This is a genomic window from Rhodoligotrophos appendicifer (genome assembly GCF_007474605.1).
GTDB classification, from domain to species: domain Bacteria; phylum Pseudomonadota; class Alphaproteobacteria; order Rhizobiales; family Im1; genus Rhodoligotrophos; species Rhodoligotrophos appendicifer.
On sequence record NZ_VHKL01000008.1, the window covers coordinates 245,260 to 261,475 of the forward strand.

At 64.8% G+C, this 16,216-nt stretch carries 15 protein-coding genes; 6 read left to right on the forward strand and 9 right to left on the reverse strand.

All coding sequences use genetic code 11. The features are described from left to right. Positions 1-6: 6 nt before the first annotated feature. From FKM97_RS18670 to betI, 3 genes are all read right to left on the reverse strand, one after another. Positions 7-324 carry a hypothetical protein gene (locus FKM97_RS18670; RefSeq protein ID WP_144293939.1) on the reverse strand — a complete coding sequence of 106 codons (318 nt, stop codon included), beginning with the start codon at positions 322-324 and terminating at the stop codon, positions 7-9. A gap of 106 nt (positions 325-430) precedes the next feature. Continuing rightward, positions 431-2,089 (reverse strand): choline dehydrogenase, encoded by a 1,659-nt coding sequence (betA, locus tag FKM97_RS18675; RefSeq protein ID WP_144293940.1) that lies wholly within the window; start codon positions 2,087-2,089, stop codon positions 431-433. Then, positions 2,086-2,694 (reverse strand): transcriptional regulator BetI, encoded by a 609-nt coding sequence (betI, locus tag FKM97_RS18680; RefSeq protein ID WP_144293941.1) that lies wholly within the window; start codon positions 2,692-2,694, stop codon positions 2,086-2,088. Before betI ends, betA begins: the two co-directional genes overlap by 4 nt. A gap of 209 nt (positions 2,695-2,903) precedes the next feature. Between betI and FKM97_RS18685 the strand changes: the two genes are divergently transcribed. From FKM97_RS18685 to FKM97_RS18705, 5 genes are all read left to right on the forward strand, one after another. After that, a complete protein-coding gene (locus tag FKM97_RS18685; RefSeq protein WP_144293942.1) occupies positions 2,904-3,860 on the forward strand; it encodes a choline ABC transporter substrate-binding protein in 957 nt (318 codons plus the stop codon). Beyond that, positions 3,860-4,261: a GFA family protein gene (locus FKM97_RS18690; RefSeq protein WP_144293943.1), complete on the forward strand. Its 402-nt coding sequence runs from the start codon at positions 3,860-3,862 to the stop codon at positions 4,259-4,261. Before FKM97_RS18685 ends, FKM97_RS18690 begins: the two co-directional genes overlap by 1 nt. A gap of 36 nt (positions 4,262-4,297) precedes the next feature. Continuing rightward, positions 4,298-5,158 (forward strand): choline ABC transporter permease subunit, encoded by an 861-nt coding sequence (choW, locus tag FKM97_RS18695; protein WP_144293944.1) that lies wholly within the window; start codon positions 4,298-4,300, stop codon positions 5,156-5,158. Beyond that, a complete protein-coding gene (gene choV, locus FKM97_RS18700; RefSeq protein WP_144293945.1) occupies positions 5,158-6,222 on the forward strand; it encodes a choline ABC transporter ATP-binding protein in 1,065 nt (354 codons plus the stop codon). Before choW ends, choV begins: the two co-directional genes overlap by 1 nt. A 209-nt stretch (positions 6,223-6,431) precedes the next feature. Then, positions 6,432-7,634, forward strand: a complete 1,203-nt coding sequence (locus tag FKM97_RS18705) for a pyridoxal phosphate-dependent aminotransferase (protein WP_144293946.1) — start codon at positions 6,432-6,434, stop codon at positions 7,632-7,634. Here the strand turns inward: FKM97_RS18705 and FKM97_RS18710 are convergent. Genes FKM97_RS18710 through FKM97_RS18725 form a run of 4 tightly spaced genes read right to left on the reverse strand, consistent with a single transcriptional unit; the run spans position 7,631 to position 12,772 of the window. Continuing rightward, positions 7,631-8,221 (reverse strand): sarcosine oxidase subunit gamma, encoded by a 591-nt coding sequence (locus FKM97_RS18710; RefSeq protein WP_170240997.1) that lies wholly within the window; start codon positions 8,219-8,221, stop codon positions 7,631-7,633. The genes FKM97_RS18705 and FKM97_RS18710 overlap by 4 nt on opposite strands. Then, positions 8,214-11,213: a sarcosine oxidase subunit alpha family protein gene (locus tag FKM97_RS18715; RefSeq protein ID WP_144293948.1), complete on the reverse strand. Its 3,000-nt coding sequence runs from the start codon at positions 11,211-11,213 to the stop codon at positions 8,214-8,216. Before FKM97_RS18715 ends, FKM97_RS18710 begins: the two co-directional genes overlap by 8 nt. Further along, positions 11,210-11,500 (reverse strand): sarcosine oxidase subunit delta, encoded by a 291-nt coding sequence (locus FKM97_RS18720; RefSeq protein ID WP_144293949.1) that lies wholly within the window; start codon positions 11,498-11,500, stop codon positions 11,210-11,212. The genes FKM97_RS18715 and FKM97_RS18720 overlap by 4 nt, the downstream gene beginning before the upstream one ends. A gap of 15 nt (positions 11,501-11,515) precedes the next feature. Further along, the gene (locus FKM97_RS18725; protein WP_144293950.1) at positions 11,516-12,772 is read right to left on the reverse strand and encodes a sarcosine oxidase subunit beta family protein; all 1,257 of its coding nucleotides are present in this window, start codon (positions 12,770-12,772) and stop codon (positions 11,516-11,518) included. A 102-nt stretch (positions 12,773-12,874) separates the two neighbouring features. Between FKM97_RS18725 and FKM97_RS18730 the strand changes: the two genes are divergently transcribed. Further along, entirely contained in the window at positions 12,875-13,756 is an 882-nt protein-coding gene (locus FKM97_RS18730) for a MurR/RpiR family transcriptional regulator (protein ID WP_144293951.1), read from the forward strand. Here FKM97_RS18730 and FKM97_RS18735 read toward each other — a convergent pair. Next, positions 13,753-15,096 carry a lipopolysaccharide biosynthesis protein gene (locus tag FKM97_RS18735; protein WP_144293952.1) on the reverse strand — a complete coding sequence of 448 codons (1,344 nt, stop codon included), beginning with the start codon at positions 15,094-15,096 and terminating at the stop codon, positions 13,753-13,755. The genes FKM97_RS18730 and FKM97_RS18735 overlap by 4 nt on opposite strands. After that, a complete protein-coding gene (locus FKM97_RS18740; RefSeq protein ID WP_170240998.1) occupies positions 15,093-16,208 on the reverse strand; it encodes a lipid II:glycine glycyltransferase FemX in 1,116 nt (371 codons plus the stop codon). The genes FKM97_RS18735 and FKM97_RS18740 overlap by 4 nt, the downstream gene beginning before the upstream one ends. Positions 16,209-16,216 lie beyond the last annotated feature (8 nt).

Sequence of the window (16,216 nt, forward strand, 5' to 3'; positions counted from 1 at the left end):
CCTCTCCTAGTCCCAAATCAGCGGCGACAGATAGTCCGCCGCCCGCCAATAGGCCTTCGCTTCGCAGATCGCATCGTCGATCGGCGAAGCGTCGCGGCTTAGATCGCAGACTTCGAACTTGGCCGCCTCCTTAACGAGCTCCAGAAGAGCGACGCCGTCCTGCAGATTTTCAACCTTCTGGGAAATCTTACGAGCGAGCGCGCTGGCCTTGGCTTCTCCCCAGTCGGCAACGTTCTCTGCCGCTGCCTCCACATCAGCGGCCAATGCGGTCGCCTCTTTTTTCAGTTTCTTCCAGGCCTTCTTGGCCTTCGAAAAAAGTCCCATAAAAATCATCCGTCCAGACAAATATCGGGCGGATATGTCTGGGCGGTGAGGTGCGACAGGGTAAAAAGCGCGGTCAAATCATGGCCGCCGCACAACCCGGCTGATGCTAGCGCTGGCTCTCCCGCCAACGGGGGCTGATCCAAGGCTGCTGGTTGGAGGGCGCCAGGGGCTCGCGTCCCAGGACGTGGTCTGCGCCCTTCTCGCCGATCATCAACGAGGGACCGTTCAGGTTGCCGTTGGTGATGCGCGGGATGATGGAGCTGTCGACCACACGCAGCCCGTCAAGGCCGATCACCTTGCAGCGCGGATCGACGACCGCCATGGGATCGTCGACCGCTCCCATGCGGCAGGTGCCACAAGGATGATAGGCACTTTCCACGTGATCGCGGATGAATCCATCCAGTTCGCCGTCGCTTTGCAGCTCGATGCCCGGCTGGATCTCGCGTCCCGCCAAGCCCTCGAAAGCCTCCTGCGTGAAGATCTCGCGCGTCAGCCGGATGCAGTTGCGGAAATCCGCCCAGTCCTCCGGATGCGACATGTAGTTGAAGCGGATGAGGGGCGCCGTCTCGGGCGCGCCGTCGCGCAGCCTCACATGGCCGCGCGATTGCGAGCGCATGGGTCCCACATGCGCCTGGAAGCCATGGGCCTTCGCCGCCGACTTGCCGTCATAGCGGATGGCGGCAGGGAGAAAATGGTACTGGATGTCGGGATAACGCACACCCGGCCTGGACCGAATGAAGGCTGCACTCTCGAAATGGTTCGTGGCGCCGAGACCGCGTTTGAACAACAGCCAGTTCAGCCCGATCCAGCCCTTCGAGAACAAGTTCAGATGCTTGTAGAGCGTGATCGGCTGAAGACATTCCATCTGCAGATAGAGTTCGAGATGGTCATGCAGATTCTCGCCCACGCCGGGCAGGTGATGCACCGTGTCCACGCCCACGGCTCGCAGGTGCTCGCCATTGCCGATGCCGGATTGGAGCAGCAGCTTCGGAGACATGATGGCGGAAGCGGAAAGAATGACCTCGCGCCGCGCCTTGGCGGTGGGGACATGGCCCCCTTGCGAGAACTCGACACCGGTCGCACGCTTGCCCTGGAAGAGAATGCGGCGCGCCAAAGCCCGGCTGGTCAGCTTGAGGTTGCTCCGCTTCAGAGCGGGGCGCAGATAGGCGTTCGCCGCCGACCACCGCCGGCCCTTCCAGACGGTCATCTCCATGGGACCGAAGCCTTCCTGCTTCTCCCCGTTATAGTCCTCGGTGACCTCGTACCCCGCCTGACGGCCAGCCTCGACGAAAGCGTGGTACAGCGGATTCTTCCGGGGGCCGCGCGTCACATGCAGGGGCCCACCGGTGCCTCGCCAGCCTTCCTCGCCGCCATGGGAATGCTCCATGCGCTTGAAGTAGGGCAGGACATGACGATAGCCCCAGCCATAGGCGCCGAGGGTCTCCCATTCGTCATAATCGAGGGCATGACCGCGAACATAGACCATCCCATTGATCGAAGACGAGCCGCCGATGACCTTTCCCCGCGGCGTCGCCAAGACCCGGCCACCGAGATGGGGCTCAGGCTCGGAGGCAAAGCCCCAGTCATAGGTCTTCATGTTCATGGGATAGGACAAGGCGGAAGGCATCTGGATCAGCGGCCCCGCATCGGTGCCCCCATATTCGAGCACCAGCACGGAATTGCGCCCATCCTCGGACAGCCGGTTGGCCATGACGCAGCCTGCGGACCCGGCGCCGATGATGATGTAGTCGAAGGTCTCCGTCATGCCTGTCGCTCGGTCAACACCCGTCCATGCAGCGTCATCTGCGCCTCGACATAGTCGCGCGTCAATCGCCTGGGATCGGCGGGATCCTCCGGCGCGCCATGCAGCGCATATTGCAGCCAGAGGCCATCGATCATGGCGACCGTACCCTCCGCCACGGAGGCCACCCGTGCCGCCGGCAGCAGCGGCTTCAAGGCGTTGCGGAGATCGGAGCGCAAACGGCGGGCATAGATCCGCAGGATGCGCCGCAGCCTGGGAGAATGGCGCGCACCTCCATACAGCGCCAGCCAGGCGGCCATGACTTCCGGTGCGAACTGCTCGTCGGCGAGGCAGGCTTCGATGATCGCGAAGACACGCTGCTGCGGAGTGCGGGCGACAGCCAGCCGTGACACGGCGGAGCGACGCAGATCCTCCAGGAGGAAGCGCATAGTCTCGAAGAGGAGATCGTCCTTGCCCTTGAAATAATGATGCACGATCCCGGCCGAGACGCCCGCCTTGGCGGCGATGCGCGCGACCGTGGCATCCGCCAGCCCGTAATCATGGATGGAAGCGATCACCGCATCGATCAGCTGCCGTCGCCTGATGGGCGCCATCCCGATCTTGGGCATGAACCTCCTAAGCCTCTCCCATCATCGGTCCCCGGCTCATCACGCCCTCCCGGCGCGAGGCGGGATGGCACGCTCGAAGACTCCTACATTGTCATTGGTTGGTCATTCAATTAAAAATAACGGCTCAGCCCAAGTTCCGCCTTGTCAGCGGCGAAACGATGGCAGACGATGGCTGCAACAGGGCCTTAAGGTCGGAGGGAGAGCGTTTCATGAGCTTCGGATTGAAAACCATACTCGCGGGCGCGGTCCTGGGACTGTCGCTCGTGGCCGGTCCCGGACAGGGATTTGCGCAGGAACCGGATTCCTGCAAGACCGTCCGCTTCTCGGATGTCGGCTGGACCGACATCACGGCCACGACGGCTGCGGCCTCCGTCATCCTCGAAGCCCTGGGATATACGCCCAAGGTCGAGATCCTGTCGGTTCCGGTCACCTATGCCAGTCTCAAGAACAAGGACATCGACGTTTTTCTGGGCAATTGGATGCCCACCATGGAGGCCGACCTGAAGCCCTATCGGGAGGACGGGTCGGTGGAAAGCGTCAAGGCCAATCTGGAAGGCGCCAAATATACGCTCGCGGTGCCGTCCTATACCTATGAGAAGGGCATCAAGAGCTTCGCCGACATCGCCAAGCACAAGCAGGATCTCGACGCCAAGATCTACGGGATCGAGCCGGGCAATGACGGCAACCGGCTCATCCTCGACATGATCAAAGCCGACAAGTTCGGCCTCAAGGATTTCCAGCTGGTGGAAAGCTCCGAACAGGGCATGCTGTCCCAAGTGCAGCGTGCGACGAAGCGCAACGAGGACATCGTGTTCCTCGGCTGGGCACCGCATCCCATGAATTCCAATTTCGAGCTCAAATATCTCGATGGCGGCGATGATGTCTTCGGGCCCAATTACGGCGGGGCCACCGTCTACACCAATGTCCGCAAGGGCTATGTGGAAGAATGCCCCAATGTGGGACAGCTGCTCAAGAACCTAACCTTCTCGCTCGAGATGGAAAACGAGATCATGGGGGCGATCCTCGACAAGGGCGAGCAGCCCAATGCCGCGGCGACGGCCTGGCTGAAAGCTCATCCGGGGGTGCTCGACGCCTGGCTGAAGGACGTCAAGACCGGCGACGGCAAGGACGGTCTGGCCGTGGTCAAGGCAAAGCTGGGGGCGTGATGCTGACCGGCGGCTGCCTCTGCGGTGCGGTTCGCTACGAGGTGGAAACCCTCGCCAGCGACGATGCCGATTACTGCCATTGCAGCCAATGCCGGAAAGCCAGCGGCGCTCCGGTGGTCGCCTGGGTGCAGGTCGAGCCGAAGCGTTTCCGCGTCACGCGAGGCGAGGCGAAAGGTTTCGCCTCCTCGCCGCAGAACCAACGCTGGTTCTGCGGGACCTGCGGCAGTCCGCTCTATATGAGCGACAAAGAGGGCCGCTCAATCGGCGTGAACACGGGCACGCTGGATCATCCGGAGGCCGTGCCACCCACGGTGCATGGCTGGTTCAGCGCGCGCATTGCGTGGTTCGACACGAAGGACGCCCTCGAACGCTATCCGGAGTCGCCGCCCTATGATCTGTGAGGCCCCAAGCCTGACTCGGAGCGCCGGAGAGATGCCATGGACTGGCTGACCGACCAGATCACCGATCACAAAATTCCCATCGGCCAGTGGGGTAAGGCCTTCTTCGACCTGCTCACGACCTATCTCTACTGGTTCTTCGACGGCATCTCGCTCGGCATCGAGAACAGCCTCGAGGCCGTCATCGACGGCATGCTGTGGATCCCGCCCTTGATCCTGGTCGCCCTGATCGTGGCGCTTTCGTTCCTGCTGCATCGCAACTGGAAGCTTTCCATCGGGGTCGCCCTGGGCTTGCTGTTCATCATCAACCAGGGGTACTGGGACGAGACGATCCAGACCCTCGCCCTCGTCCTCGGCGCCACCTTCGTGTCGCTGGCCATCGGCATTCCCGTGGGCATCGCGGCCGCGCACCGTCCCTGGCTGTTCCAGGCGATCCGGCCGATCCTCGACCTCATGCAGACGCTGCCCACCTTCGTGTATCTGATTCCGGCCCTGGTCCTGTTCGGGCTGGGCCTCGCGCCCGGGCTCATCGCCACCGTCATCTTTGCCATCGCCGCCCCGATCCGCCTGACCCATCTCGGCGTCACATCGGTGCCGCGCACTCTCATCGAGGCAGGGGAGGCCTTCGGCGCCACCAAGCAGCAGCTCCTGTGGAAGGTCGAGCTGCCGCATGCCATGCCGACGATCATGGCAGGCCTCACCCAATGCATCATGCTGTCTTTGTCCATGGTGGTCATCGCGGCCCTGGTGGGGGCAGACGGCCTCGGCAAGCCGGTGGTGCGGGCGCTGAACAGCGTCAACGTCCCCATGGGCCTCGAATCGGGGCTCGCCATCGTCATCGTGGCGATCGTCCTCGATCGGATGTTCCGCAGCGAGACCACCAGCTGGGGAGGCAAGTGATGCCGGCCCCCGCCGTCTCGTTCCGCCATGTGGACATCGTGTTCGGCGATCATCCGCAACGAGCCCTGTCGATGCTGGACCAGGGTGCCACGCGCGCCGAAATCCTCGAGCAGACGGGGACCGTGCTGGGCGTCGCGGATGCCACGCTCGACGTCGCGGAGGGCGAGATCTGCGTCCTCATGGGCCTGTCGGGCTCCGGCAAGTCGACGCTGATCCGCGCCGTGAATGGCCTCAACCGGCCGGCGCGCGGGGAAGTGCATGTGCGCGACGGGAGCAAGATGATCGACGTCACCCAGTGCAATGGGGCCACGCTTCGGCATCTGCGCATGCATGGGGTCGCCATGGTGTTCCAGCAATTCGCCCTGTTTCCCTGGCGCACCGTCGAAGAAAATGTCGGCTTCGGCCTCGAACTCGCCGGCGTGCCACAGAAGGAGCGGCAGGAGCGCGTGCAGCGCCAGCTCGCCCTCGTGCATCTCGACAAATGGGCGGGCAAACATGCGCATGAGCTCTCCGGCGGCATGCAGCAGCGGGTCGGGCTGGCGCGGGCCTTCGCCACGGATGCCCCGATCCTGCTCATGGACGAGCCCTTCTCGGCGCTCGATCCGCTGATCCGCACGCATCTGCAGGACGAGCTCCTGGAGCTGCAACAGACGTTGCGCAAGACCATCCTTTTCGTCAGCCACGATCTCGACGAGGCGCTGAAGCTCGGCAACCGCATCGCCATCATGGAGGAGGCGCGCATCGTCCAATGCGGGCCGCCCCGGGACATCGTGCTCAACCCGGCAAACGAATATGTGGCCGAGTTCGTGGCCCATATGAACCCGCTCAACGTGCTCGACGGCTATGCCCTCATGACCAAGCTCGGCGATCTCGCCCCGGAGCGTCGCGACCTCGAGGCCAGCTGGATGCGGCTGCCCGCGTCCCGCTCCATGCGCGAGATCATCGAGTGCCGCCGCCAGACCGGCCGCCCCATCGTGCTGATGGAGGAGGAGCGCGCGGTCGGCCTCGTCGGCGACGAGGAGATCTATGCCGGCATCCTGCGCCGCGCCGAGGTCGCGGGTTAGACAAGGGATCCTTCGAGGCCCGGCCGCTTCGCGACCGCGCACCTCAGGATGAGGACCCAGAATCGGACGAAAAAGCTCCTCATGCTGAGGAGCAGCCGGAGGCTGCGTCTCGAAGCACCGCACGCGCTCCGCATCCCCTCTTGCCCTGCTCGCAATCCAGGACTAGACATCCGCCCCGACCGTATACGCGTGACCGAAGGATGCCTCCCATGGCGCTGATCTCCGAAACCCTCAAGCGCATCAAGCCCTCGCCGACCATCGCTGTGACCCAGAAGGCGCGCGATCTCAAGGCGCAGGGGCGCGACGTCATCGGCCTCGGGGCGGGGGAGCCCGATTTCGACACGCCCGACAACATCAAGAATGCCGCGATCGAAGCGATCCGCCGGGGCGAGACGAAATACACCGCAGTGGACGGGATCCCGGAGCTCAAGTCGGCCATCGTCGCCAAGTTCAAGCGCGAGAATGGTCTCACCTACGAGACCGGGCAGATCACCGTGGGCTCCGGCGGCAAGCAGATCATCTACAACGCCATGATGGCGACGCTGAACCCAGGCGACGAGGTGGTCATTCCCACGCCCTATTGGGTCAGCTATCCCGATATCGTGCTGCTCGCGGGCGGCGTGCCGGTGTTCGCCGAAACCGAGATGAAGGACGGCTTCAAGCTCCTTCCCGACATCCTGGAAAAGGCGATCACGCCCAACACCAAGTGGCTGATCTTCAATTCGCCCTCGAACCCGACAGGGGCCGCCTATTCCCATGACGAGCTGAAGGCGCTGACGGACGTGCTCAAGCGCCATCCGCATGTGTGGATCCTGGCCGACGACATGTATGAGCACCTGGTCTATGACGACTTCCAGTTCGTCACGCCGGCCCAGGTCGAGCCGGAGCTCTATGAGCGCACGCTCACCATGAACGGGGTGTCGAAATCCTACTGCATGACCGGCTGGCGCATCGGCTATGCCGGCGGACCCAAGGAGCTCATCGGGGCCATCGCCAAGGTGCAGTCGCAGTCGACGTCGAACCCGACCTCGATCAGCCAATGGGCGGCAGTCGAGGCGCTGAACGGGCCACAGGGCTTCATCGCCGAACACAACGTCGTCTTCAAGGAACGGCGCGACCTCGTCGTCTCCATGCTGAACCAGGCGTCGGGGATCCGCTGCCCGACCCCGGAGGGCGCATTCTACGTCTATCCGTCGTGCGCGGGGACCATCGGCAAGACCACGCCGAAGGGCACGCTGCTGGTCACGGATGAAGACTTCGTGCGCGAATTGCTGGAGGCGGAGGGCGTCGCCGTGGTGCAGGGCGCGGCCTTCGGCATGTCGCCCTTCTTCCGCATCTCTTATGCGACCGCGACCTCGGCGCTGGAGGATGCCTGCCAGCGCATTCAGCGCTTCTGCGGCAGCCTTCGTTAGGCGAGGATCTCGACACCGAAAGGCTCGGCCACGTGCTGCAGCCATTCCCAGTGCGAGAGAGCGAAGCTGCGGGGGATATAGAGGTCGTAGACGCCTTCGGCTGAGACATGCAGCAAGACGCCTACGCCATGCATGAGCGTCTGGGCGACGCTGCCTTGCGGAAGCTCGCCCGGATGGGTGTCGATGGGCACGAGCCTCGCCAAGAGATCGCGGGCGGCAGGACCGGTGATGCGGATCACCGTGCGGGCGTGACCGATATCGGTGATCACAGCCTCCTCGGTGGCGAAGTTCGCCGACAATCGCGACAGCAGATCAGAGGAACCCGGCACCACGAACCAGAGCCGCTCAGGTCCCACTTGCAGGATCGTCGTCTCACCACTGACGCCCATGCGCATGGAGAGGGGCACTGCCGCACCGGCAATGCCGGCAGCCTTCGCGGCTGCATTCAGAAAGGTGTCGGGCCAGGCCGTCAGCTGGACGATGATGCGGCCGGGCACCTCCGACAGCGTCACACCCGGTCTCGAGACGGCCGCACCATGGCGGCCGGCGGAGATATGCCCATGGAGGGCCGACAGGATCTCAGCCACGGAGGCGCTCTCCCTTGGGATCAAAGAAATGCGGCGAGACGATCTTCGCTGCGGTGACGTCGCCCTTCAGCGGATAGCAGGCATCCACCACCTCGCCATGCCGGTCCGGACCACCGGCCACCAAGCCAAGCGCGATGTACTGCTTCAGCTGTGGGGAGTAGGTCGTCGCCGTCACCCGGCCCAGGCCGAAACCCGTGTGGTCGCCGTCATGGACATGAATGATGCTGCCGGGCCTGATCCGGGTCGCCGGATCGACGGGGACGAGACCCACGAACCTCTCGCGCATGGGGTCGAGATAGGCCTCGCGCCGGGACAAGACCTGCCCGACGAAAGGCTTCTTCTTGCTCGCCATCCCGCCGAGCCCGATATCGTCGAGGGTCGTGCGTCCATCCAGCTCGCCACCGGCGACATGTCCCTTTTCGATGCGCAGGGTGCCCAAGGCTTCGACGCCATAGAGCAGCAACCCGTGGGGCGCACCCTTGGCCGAGATCGCCTTCCACATCGCCTCGCCGAAGCCGGCGGCGCAATAGACCTCGAAGGCCAGTTCGCCGGAGAAGGAGAGCCGGTGCACGCGCACCGGGATATCGCCGATGCGGCCTTGACGCATGCCCATGTAAGGGAGGCCCGCGTCGGACATGTCGAGATCGGAGATCACGTCCGCCAACAGCTTGCGGGCGTTGGGACCGGCGACCGCCACGCCGGCCCATTGATCGGTCACCGAGGTCACGGACACTTTGAGGTCGGGCCAGGCGGTCTGCAGCATGGTCTCGAGATAGGTCATGACCTTGGCCGCACCGACAGTCGTCGTGGTCATGAAGTAATGATGCTCGGCGATGCGCGTCGTGGTGCCGTCGTCGAAGACCACGCCGTCGTCGCGCAGCATGACGCCATAGCGGCCCTTGCCGATCTCCAGATTCGACCAGGCATTCACATAGACCCGGTTCAGCAATTCCGCCGCATCGGGGCCCTGGACGTCGATCTTGCCCAGGGTCGAGACGTCGACCATGCCCACCGTCCGGCGCGTCTCCTCGGCTTCGCGCTTATAGGCCTCGTTCACGCCCTCCCCCGGCTTGGGGTAATACCAGGACCGCTTCCACAGGCCGGTATCGATGAAGGCGGATCCGGCCTTCTCGTTTGCCCGATGAAATGGGGTGCGGCGCACCGGCTTCAGATGCAGCTCCGTTTCCGCGCCCGAAATCGCACCGAAGGACACGGGCGTATAGGGCGGACGGAAGGTGGTGGTGCCGACATCGTTGATCGCGTCGCCGCGCAGCCCGGCGAGGATCGCGAGACCGGTCACGTTGGCAAGCTTGCCCTGGTCGGTCGCCATGCCCAGGGTCGTATAGCGCTTCATGTGCTCGACCGAGACATAGCCCTCGCGGTGGGCAAGCTCGACGTCCGAGCTTGACACGTCGTGCTGAAAATCAAGGAAGCGCTTCGCCTGACGCATGCCGGGTGCGGCAGGCACCTCCCAGAGAGCGATAATCGGCTGCTCCCAGGCGTCCTGCGGCAGGCCCGCCGGGGCCGGCACCGGTGCGGGCGCGGCAAAGCCCAGCCTCTCGGCAGCCTTGGCCCCTTCCGCGAAACCCTCGGAGAAGGCGCCGACCGCATCGAAGGTCCCATGGCAGGCACCCGCGAGATGCTGCTCCTCACGCGACGTCACGGGCAAGAAGGCAGCCTTTGCAGCATCGAAGACCGGCTTCACGCCGCGCTGGCTCGCCAGATGGACCACCGGGTTCCAGCCGCCGGACACCGCCACGAGATCGCAGCCGATCTCGCGCCAGCCGGTCTCGCTGCGGCCCGTCGCAGCATCGAAGGGGGCTGCGATCACCTTGGTTACGCCTTTTGCGCCCAAGACCTGGGTCAGGACGTGTCCCGTCAGCACCTCGACCCGGTATGCCGAAAGCCTCTCCGCGAAGTGTGCCGGTGGCGTTCCTCTCGCGTCGACGATGACGACCGGCACCCCCGCATGCGCCAGATCGAGAGCGCAGGAATAGGCGCTGTCGTTGTTCGTGAAGACCACCGCCTTCTTGCCCGGCGTTACGCCATAGCGATTGACATAGGTGCGCACGGCCGAGGCCAGCATGATTCCGGGCCGATCGTTGTTGCCAAAGGCGATCATCCGCTCGATGGCACCGGTGGCAATCACGGCAGCCTTCGACTGAAGGATGATGTAGCGCTGGCGGGGCTCAAAGTTTTCGGGCACCGGCTTGTGATCGGAGACCCGCTCTACGAGGCCGTAGGTTCCATGGTCATAGGCGCCGAAGGCGGTGGTGCGCGGCAGCAGGGTCACGGTGTCGAGGCGGCCGAGCTCGTCGAGAGTTGCTTGGCGCCACTGATCGGCTTCCGAGCCTGCGGGCTCATCCAGCAGCGCGCCGCCCAGCTCCGGTGCTTCGTCGGCTAGGACGACGCGGGCGCCGGCGCGACCGGCTGCCAGGGCGGCACCCAGGCCCGCTGGCCCACTGCCGACGACCAGCAAGTCGCAAAACATGCTGAGTTTCTCGTAGGTGTCGGGATCGGGTTCCCGCGCCGCCTCGCCCAGGCCCGCGGCGCGGCGGATGAAGGGTTCGAACCACATCCAGGCCTTCTCGGTCGGACCCATGAAGGTCTTGTAGTAGAAGCCGGCGCCGAGGAACGGCTTGAACAGGTCGTTGACCTGCATGACGTCGAAGTCGAGGGAGGGCCAGCGGTTCTGGCTGATCGCCGTCAGGCCGTCATAGAGCTCGGCGGTGGTGGCCGCGATGTTGGGTTCGCGGCGGCCGCCGTCGCGCAGGGTGACCAGCGCATTGGGCTCGGCCGAGCCCGCCGTCACGGGCCCGCGCGGGCGGTGATATTTGAAGCTGCGGCCCATGAGCCGCACGCCATTGGCGAGGAGGGCCGAGGCGAGCGTATCGCCGGGATGACCCTGATAGGCCTTGCCGTCGAAAGTAAAGCTCAGCGTCCGGGACCGGTCGATGCGACCGCCGGACTTGGTGCGGAAATCCTGGCTCACGGCTCCTGCCTCCGCCTGTCGGCAGGCTCGATCATTTCGCGCGCCGGCTTCACGCTGGAGATCTCATGGGTGAGGGTGTCGCGTTCCACCACCAGCACCTGGCGGCAGCCATAGATGTGGTGCCAGAACTCCTGATGGGGCCCGCGAGGATTGTCGCGCAGATAGACGTAATCATACCAGCGCTCCATGTCCTGATCCGCAAGATCCGGGCGCTTCAGGCTGGCATCGCCGCCATAGGCGAACTCGGCGTGGTCGCGCGTGCCGCAATAGGGACAGTTGATCCGCATCGTCCTCAGTCCCTCTCAGTGATGTCCGGGCACGGGACCGGCGCCCTTCTCATCGATGGGGCGTCCCGTCCGGAAGCGGTCGAGCCTGAACTTCGCCGCCAATGGATGCGTCTCGTCCTTGGCGATCAGGTGCGCGAAGACCCAGCCGGATCCCGGCACCGCCTTGAAGCCGCCATAGCACCAGCCGGTATTGAGATAGAGCCCCGGCGTCGGGGTGAAGTCGATGATCGGGCTGCCGTCCATGGACATGTCCATGACGCCGCCCCAATGCCTCAGCATGCGAAGCCTCGACGTGCAGGGAATGAGCGCCTTGCCCTCGGTGATGACATGCTCGACGATCGGCAGGTTGCCGCGCTGGGCATAGGAATTGTAGCCGTCGAGATCGCCGCCGAAGACCAGGGAGCCCTTGTCCGACTGGCTCACGTAGAAATGGCCGGCGCCGAAGGTGATGACCGTGTCGACCAGCGGCTTGATGGATTCGGAGACGAAAGCCTGCAGCACGTGGCTCTCGAGCGGCAGCCGGGTCATGCCGGCCTTGGCCGCGAGCACGCTGGTATGGCCCGCCACCGCCATCGCCACCTTCTTCGCGCGGATCTCGCCGCGGGTCGTCTCGACGCCGATGATGCTGTCGCCCTTGCGCAGGAAGCCGGTGACCTCGCAGTTCTGGATGATGTCGACGCCGTGCATGTCGGCGCCGCGGGCATAGCCCCAGGCGACGGCATCGTGGCGTGCGGTGCCCGCGCGGCGCTGGACGAGAGCGCCATAGACGGGAAAGCGTGCCTTTTCGGAATAGTCGAGGACCGGGATCTCCTTGCGCACCTCCTCGCGGTCGAGGATCTCCGCGTCGATGCCGTTGGAGCGCATGACGTTGCCGCGATAGGCGAAGGCGTCGTACTGGCCGGGCGTGTGGGCCAGATTGAAGATGCCGCGATGGGAGACCATGGCGTTGTAGTTGAAATCGTGGGACAGGCCTTCCCACAGCTTCATGGACAGCTCGTAGAACCGGGTGTTGCCGTCGATCATGTAATTCGAGCGGATGATCGTGGTGTTGCGGCCGACATTGCCGCCGCCGAGATATCCCTTCTCGAGCACCGCCACGTTACGGATGCCATGCTCCTTGGCCAGGTAATAGGCCGTCGCCAGGCCATGGCCGCCGCCGCCGACGACGATCACGTCATAGGACGGCTTGGGAGCGGGATCACGCCAGGCCCGGCCCCAGCCCTTGTTGCCCCCCAGGGCCTTGGTGATCACACTCGCAACCGAATAGCGCATGAACCATCGTCCTGTTCGCTCTGTCGATGAGGCTATAGCAAGTTCGGCGCAAATGTTCCATACTTAATCGATAATGGATCATTCTTTATCACCGGTGCCCCTGTGACCGTTCCCGACCTCAAGACGCTCCTGGCCCGGCTGGCGGCGGCCTATCCGCAGCTGTCGCCGCAGCTAGGCCAGGCGGCGAAGGCGGTGCTGGATGCGCCGGAGGAGGTGGCGATGCGGTCGATGCGCAGTTTCGCCGCCGCCTTCGGCATCGCGCCGACCACCATGATCCGGCTGGCGAAACAGGCAGGATTTGATTCCTACGAGGTCTTTCGGCGACCGTTCCAGGAGGCGTTGCGCAGCGGCGGCGGCTTTGCCGATCGGGCGGAATGGCTGCAGGATCTCGCGGCGAAGGGAGATACCGGCGGCATCGTCGGGGGCATGGCGGCGGCAAGCCTCGGCAATCTCGAGACGGCGTTCCGAACCCTGGATGCGCGCGTGATCGCCGCCGCGGCGGATGCCCTGCTCGGCGCCCGCCGCGTGCATGTCGTCGGTGTCGGCGGGCTCAACGGCTTTGCCAATTACTTCGCCTATGTGGCGCGGATGATGCTCGGGGATGTGCGGCTCGCCGCTCCCGCCATGGGCACGATGGTGGACGAATTCGCCACCCTCTCGTCAAAGGACGCCATGGTGATCATGGGGGTCGACCCTTACGCCAAGGAGACGGTGCGGGCCGCCGATCTCGCGGTGGCGCGCAAGGCCTGCCTCATCGCCGTCACCGACAGCCTGACCTCACCCCTTGTCGAGCGGGCGAGCCATCTCCTGATGGTGCCCGTCGCCAGCCCGCAGTTCTTTCCCTCGCAGACGGCCCTCGTCGCCATGCTGGAGACCCTCATCGCCGCCATCGTCTCGCGCGGCGACCGGGCGCTGGTGAGCCGCATCAAGGCGGTCGACCGGTTCCGGTCGGAACAAGGGGTCTATTGGCGCGACCGGTCCTAGTCCTGGACGGCCAGGGAGCGCCTGCGGAACAGCAGCGACGGCCGCGATGCCCAGATGGTCACGTCATAGCCGGTGAGCCGGCGGGCCAGGATGGCGAGCCAGACCGACAGCAGCACCACCGAGAGCATCATGGCGATGCCGGCGCCTTCGAGGCCATAGAGCGGCACCAGAAGGAAGTTCAGCGCGACGAGCGTCAGGAAGCCCGTGATGAACGGTGCGAGCGCCTTGGTCTGGTGGCCGGTGACCGTGAGGAGCTGAACGGAGGCCGAGCCGAAGGCCGCCCGCAGCACCTGGGCCGCCGACAGGAGGAGCAGCAGCACATAGCCTTCGGTGAATTCCGGCCCGATCATCGCCAGGATCGGCTTGCCGAACACGACAAGGCCGATGGTCGCGGCCAGCGCCAGGCCCACGCCGGTCAGATTGGCCCGGGCCAAAGCCTGACCCACGCCGCGCGTATCGGTACGGGCATGGGCATCGGCCAGATCCGGCAAGGCGATCTGGTTCACCGAGTGAAGGGCGAAGACGATGAAGGCAGTAAAGCGGACGCAGATGTTGAAGACCGCGATCTGCTCCGGCGTCAGCAGGGTGCTGAGCAGCAGGATGTCGACGTCGATGAAATAGTTGGTGAACAGCACGATCAGGACGAGAGAAATCGCCGATTGCCGCCACTCGCGATCGTTGCGGGAGGCCGCCACGTCGCGCGTGGGGGTCAGTTTCGCCCGGTGCATCCAGATCATCTGGATCACGGCAGCCAGGATGATGACGGCGAGATTCATGGCCATCAGCTCGACGGCGGTCGCCGCGCCCGAATAGAGCCATCCGCCCGCGGCGATCGCAGAGATGAACAGCACGGGACGAAGGATCGTGTCGGGCAGGAAGCCCATGAAGGGCCGCCTGAAGGCATTGGCGATCGAGCCGTTCAGGTTGATCAGCGCCATGGCCGGAGCGGTCAGCGCGCCGATCGCCAAGGCCAGGCCGTAATCATAGCCCCAATGGCTCCAGGACAGGAACAGACCCGTCCACACGAAGGCGATCAGGGCCAGGGACCCGATCAAAGTCGCGCGACGGCCGGAGCGGGTGAAGCCGGCGATCAGGTCAGGCCGCTCGTCCACCCGATAGCGGGCGATGAAGCGCTGGGCGATGGAGGGGAAACCTCCCGACGCCACGACCGCCAGGACGCCGCCCAAGGACATCGCCACGGCATAATGGCCGAGGGTGTCGGCGCCGAGCCAGCGGGCGATCAGGATCTGGGTCAGGAAGGTCAGTCCGGCGCCAATCACCCGAGCCCCGATCAGGGACGCGGAGATCGTCAGCAGCCGCTTGCCACTCATCGGCTTCATGCCGCACTCGCCACAGGCTGGGCACGGCGGCGCTGCAGCCCCCGCAGAGCGAACACACCGCTGGCGATCACGCGGCTGACAGGGTCGACGGCATAGGCATATTCATCCAGGCGATCGGTCACGACGCCCGCATTGCCGACGAAGTGGCGCTTGAAGCGGGCGAGGCCCTCGTCCCCCTCGGTGCCCCCGAGATCGTACCAGAGGCACCCTCGATTGGTGAGGTGCTCGAGGATCCACCATTGCAGGGCAAAACCTGCATGCAGCGGCAGGGCGCGGTCGTCGGTCGCGCCGAAGAGATAGAGGGCTCGGTCGCCAAAACTGCTGATCACAGCGCCCGCGGTAGGGCGGCCTTCATGATTCACAATCACGATTTCAGGCCGCATTTCCGGCTGGACGGCCTGCATCATGGCGGCGAGGCAATCGATGGACGAATGATCGGCAAAGCGCTTGCGCTCGGTCATGGCCCCGTAAAGCTGCATGAAGCTCGCCAACCCGGCCTCGCCGGTCGCAAGGCCGATCTCGAGTTTCGCCTTTTGCGCCTGCTTCAGATTATAGCGCCATTTGCTGTGAAGGCTGGCGCGCTGGGCGTCGAGGTCGAGTCCGAGATTGACGCAATAGCGCTCCGGGTTGGGAATAGAGCCACGCCGCGTAAATCCCGCGGTCAACAGTGTTGAGGCCAATAGGTCGGGAGCCGCAGGATCCGGCAAGGGCAGGATCACCAGGGCCTTATGGCCCTCGCCTGCGACATGCCGCTGCAACGCTGAGACGACGAGCTCCAGGGCGCGATTCTCGGCCGTTTCACCCTTGCGGCGCCAGAGCGGGCCGAATTTCACGACAGACAGACCACGGCCGATGAGGGGAAGGCTGAAATCGATGACCAACGCCCCACCCAGACTGCGGCTACCGTCCCCGACCGACAGGCCGCGAACGCGCTCGGCGCCCCAGCGTGCCGTGGCATAGGCTGCCGTCTGGTCGGGAACGGTATCCCTGAATTCCATCGCGAAGGCGTCCCAGCGGTCGAGGGGCACTTCGCTGACACTGAGAGCCGACGGCGCCTTTATGGCCGACCAATCGGTGCGTGAAACGCCGGTTTCCATGGCGAGCGACGACATCAGTCTCA

Excerpts from the sequence above, each read along its gene's own strand:
- FKM97_RS18670 (WP_144293939.1), bottom strand. The coding sequence starts at position 324 with ATGGGACTTTTTTCGAAGGCCAAGAAGGCCTGGAAGAAACTGAAAAAA.
- betA (WP_144293940.1), bottom strand. The coding sequence starts at position 2,089 with ATGACGGAGACCTTCGACTACATCATCATCGGCGCCGGGTCCGCAGGC.
- betI (WP_144293941.1), bottom strand. The coding sequence starts at position 2,694 with ATGCCCAAGATCGGGATGGCGCCCATCAGGCGACGGCAGCTGATCGAT.
- FKM97_RS18685 (WP_144293942.1), top strand. The coding sequence starts at position 2,904 with ATGAGCTTCGGATTGAAAACCATACTCGCGGGCGCGGTCCTGGGACTG.
- FKM97_RS18690 (WP_144293943.1), top strand. The coding sequence starts at position 3,860 with ATGCTGACCGGCGGCTGCCTCTGCGGTGCGGTTCGCTACGAGGTGGAA.
- choW (WP_144293944.1), top strand. The coding sequence starts at position 4,298 with ATGGACTGGCTGACCGACCAGATCACCGATCACAAAATTCCCATCGGC.
- choV (WP_144293945.1), top strand. The coding sequence starts at position 5,158 with ATGCCGGCCCCCGCCGTCTCGTTCCGCCATGTGGACATCGTGTTCGGC.
- FKM97_RS18705 (WP_144293946.1), top strand. The coding sequence starts at position 6,432 with ATGGCGCTGATCTCCGAAACCCTCAAGCGCATCAAGCCCTCGCCGACC.
- FKM97_RS18720 (WP_144293949.1), bottom strand. The coding sequence starts at position 11,500 with ATGCGGATCAACTGTCCCTATTGCGGCACGCGCGACCACGCCGAGTTC.
- FKM97_RS18725 (WP_144293950.1), bottom strand. The coding sequence starts at position 12,772 with ATGCGCTATTCGGTTGCGAGTGTGATCACCAAGGCCCTGGGGGGCAAC.
- FKM97_RS18735 (WP_144293952.1), bottom strand. The coding sequence starts at position 15,096 with ATGAAGCCGATGAGTGGCAAGCGGCTGCTGACGATCTCCGCGTCCCTG.
- FKM97_RS18740 (WP_170240998.1), bottom strand. The coding sequence starts at position 16,208 with ATGTCGTCGCTCGCCATGGAAACCGGCGTTTCACGCACCGATTGGTCG.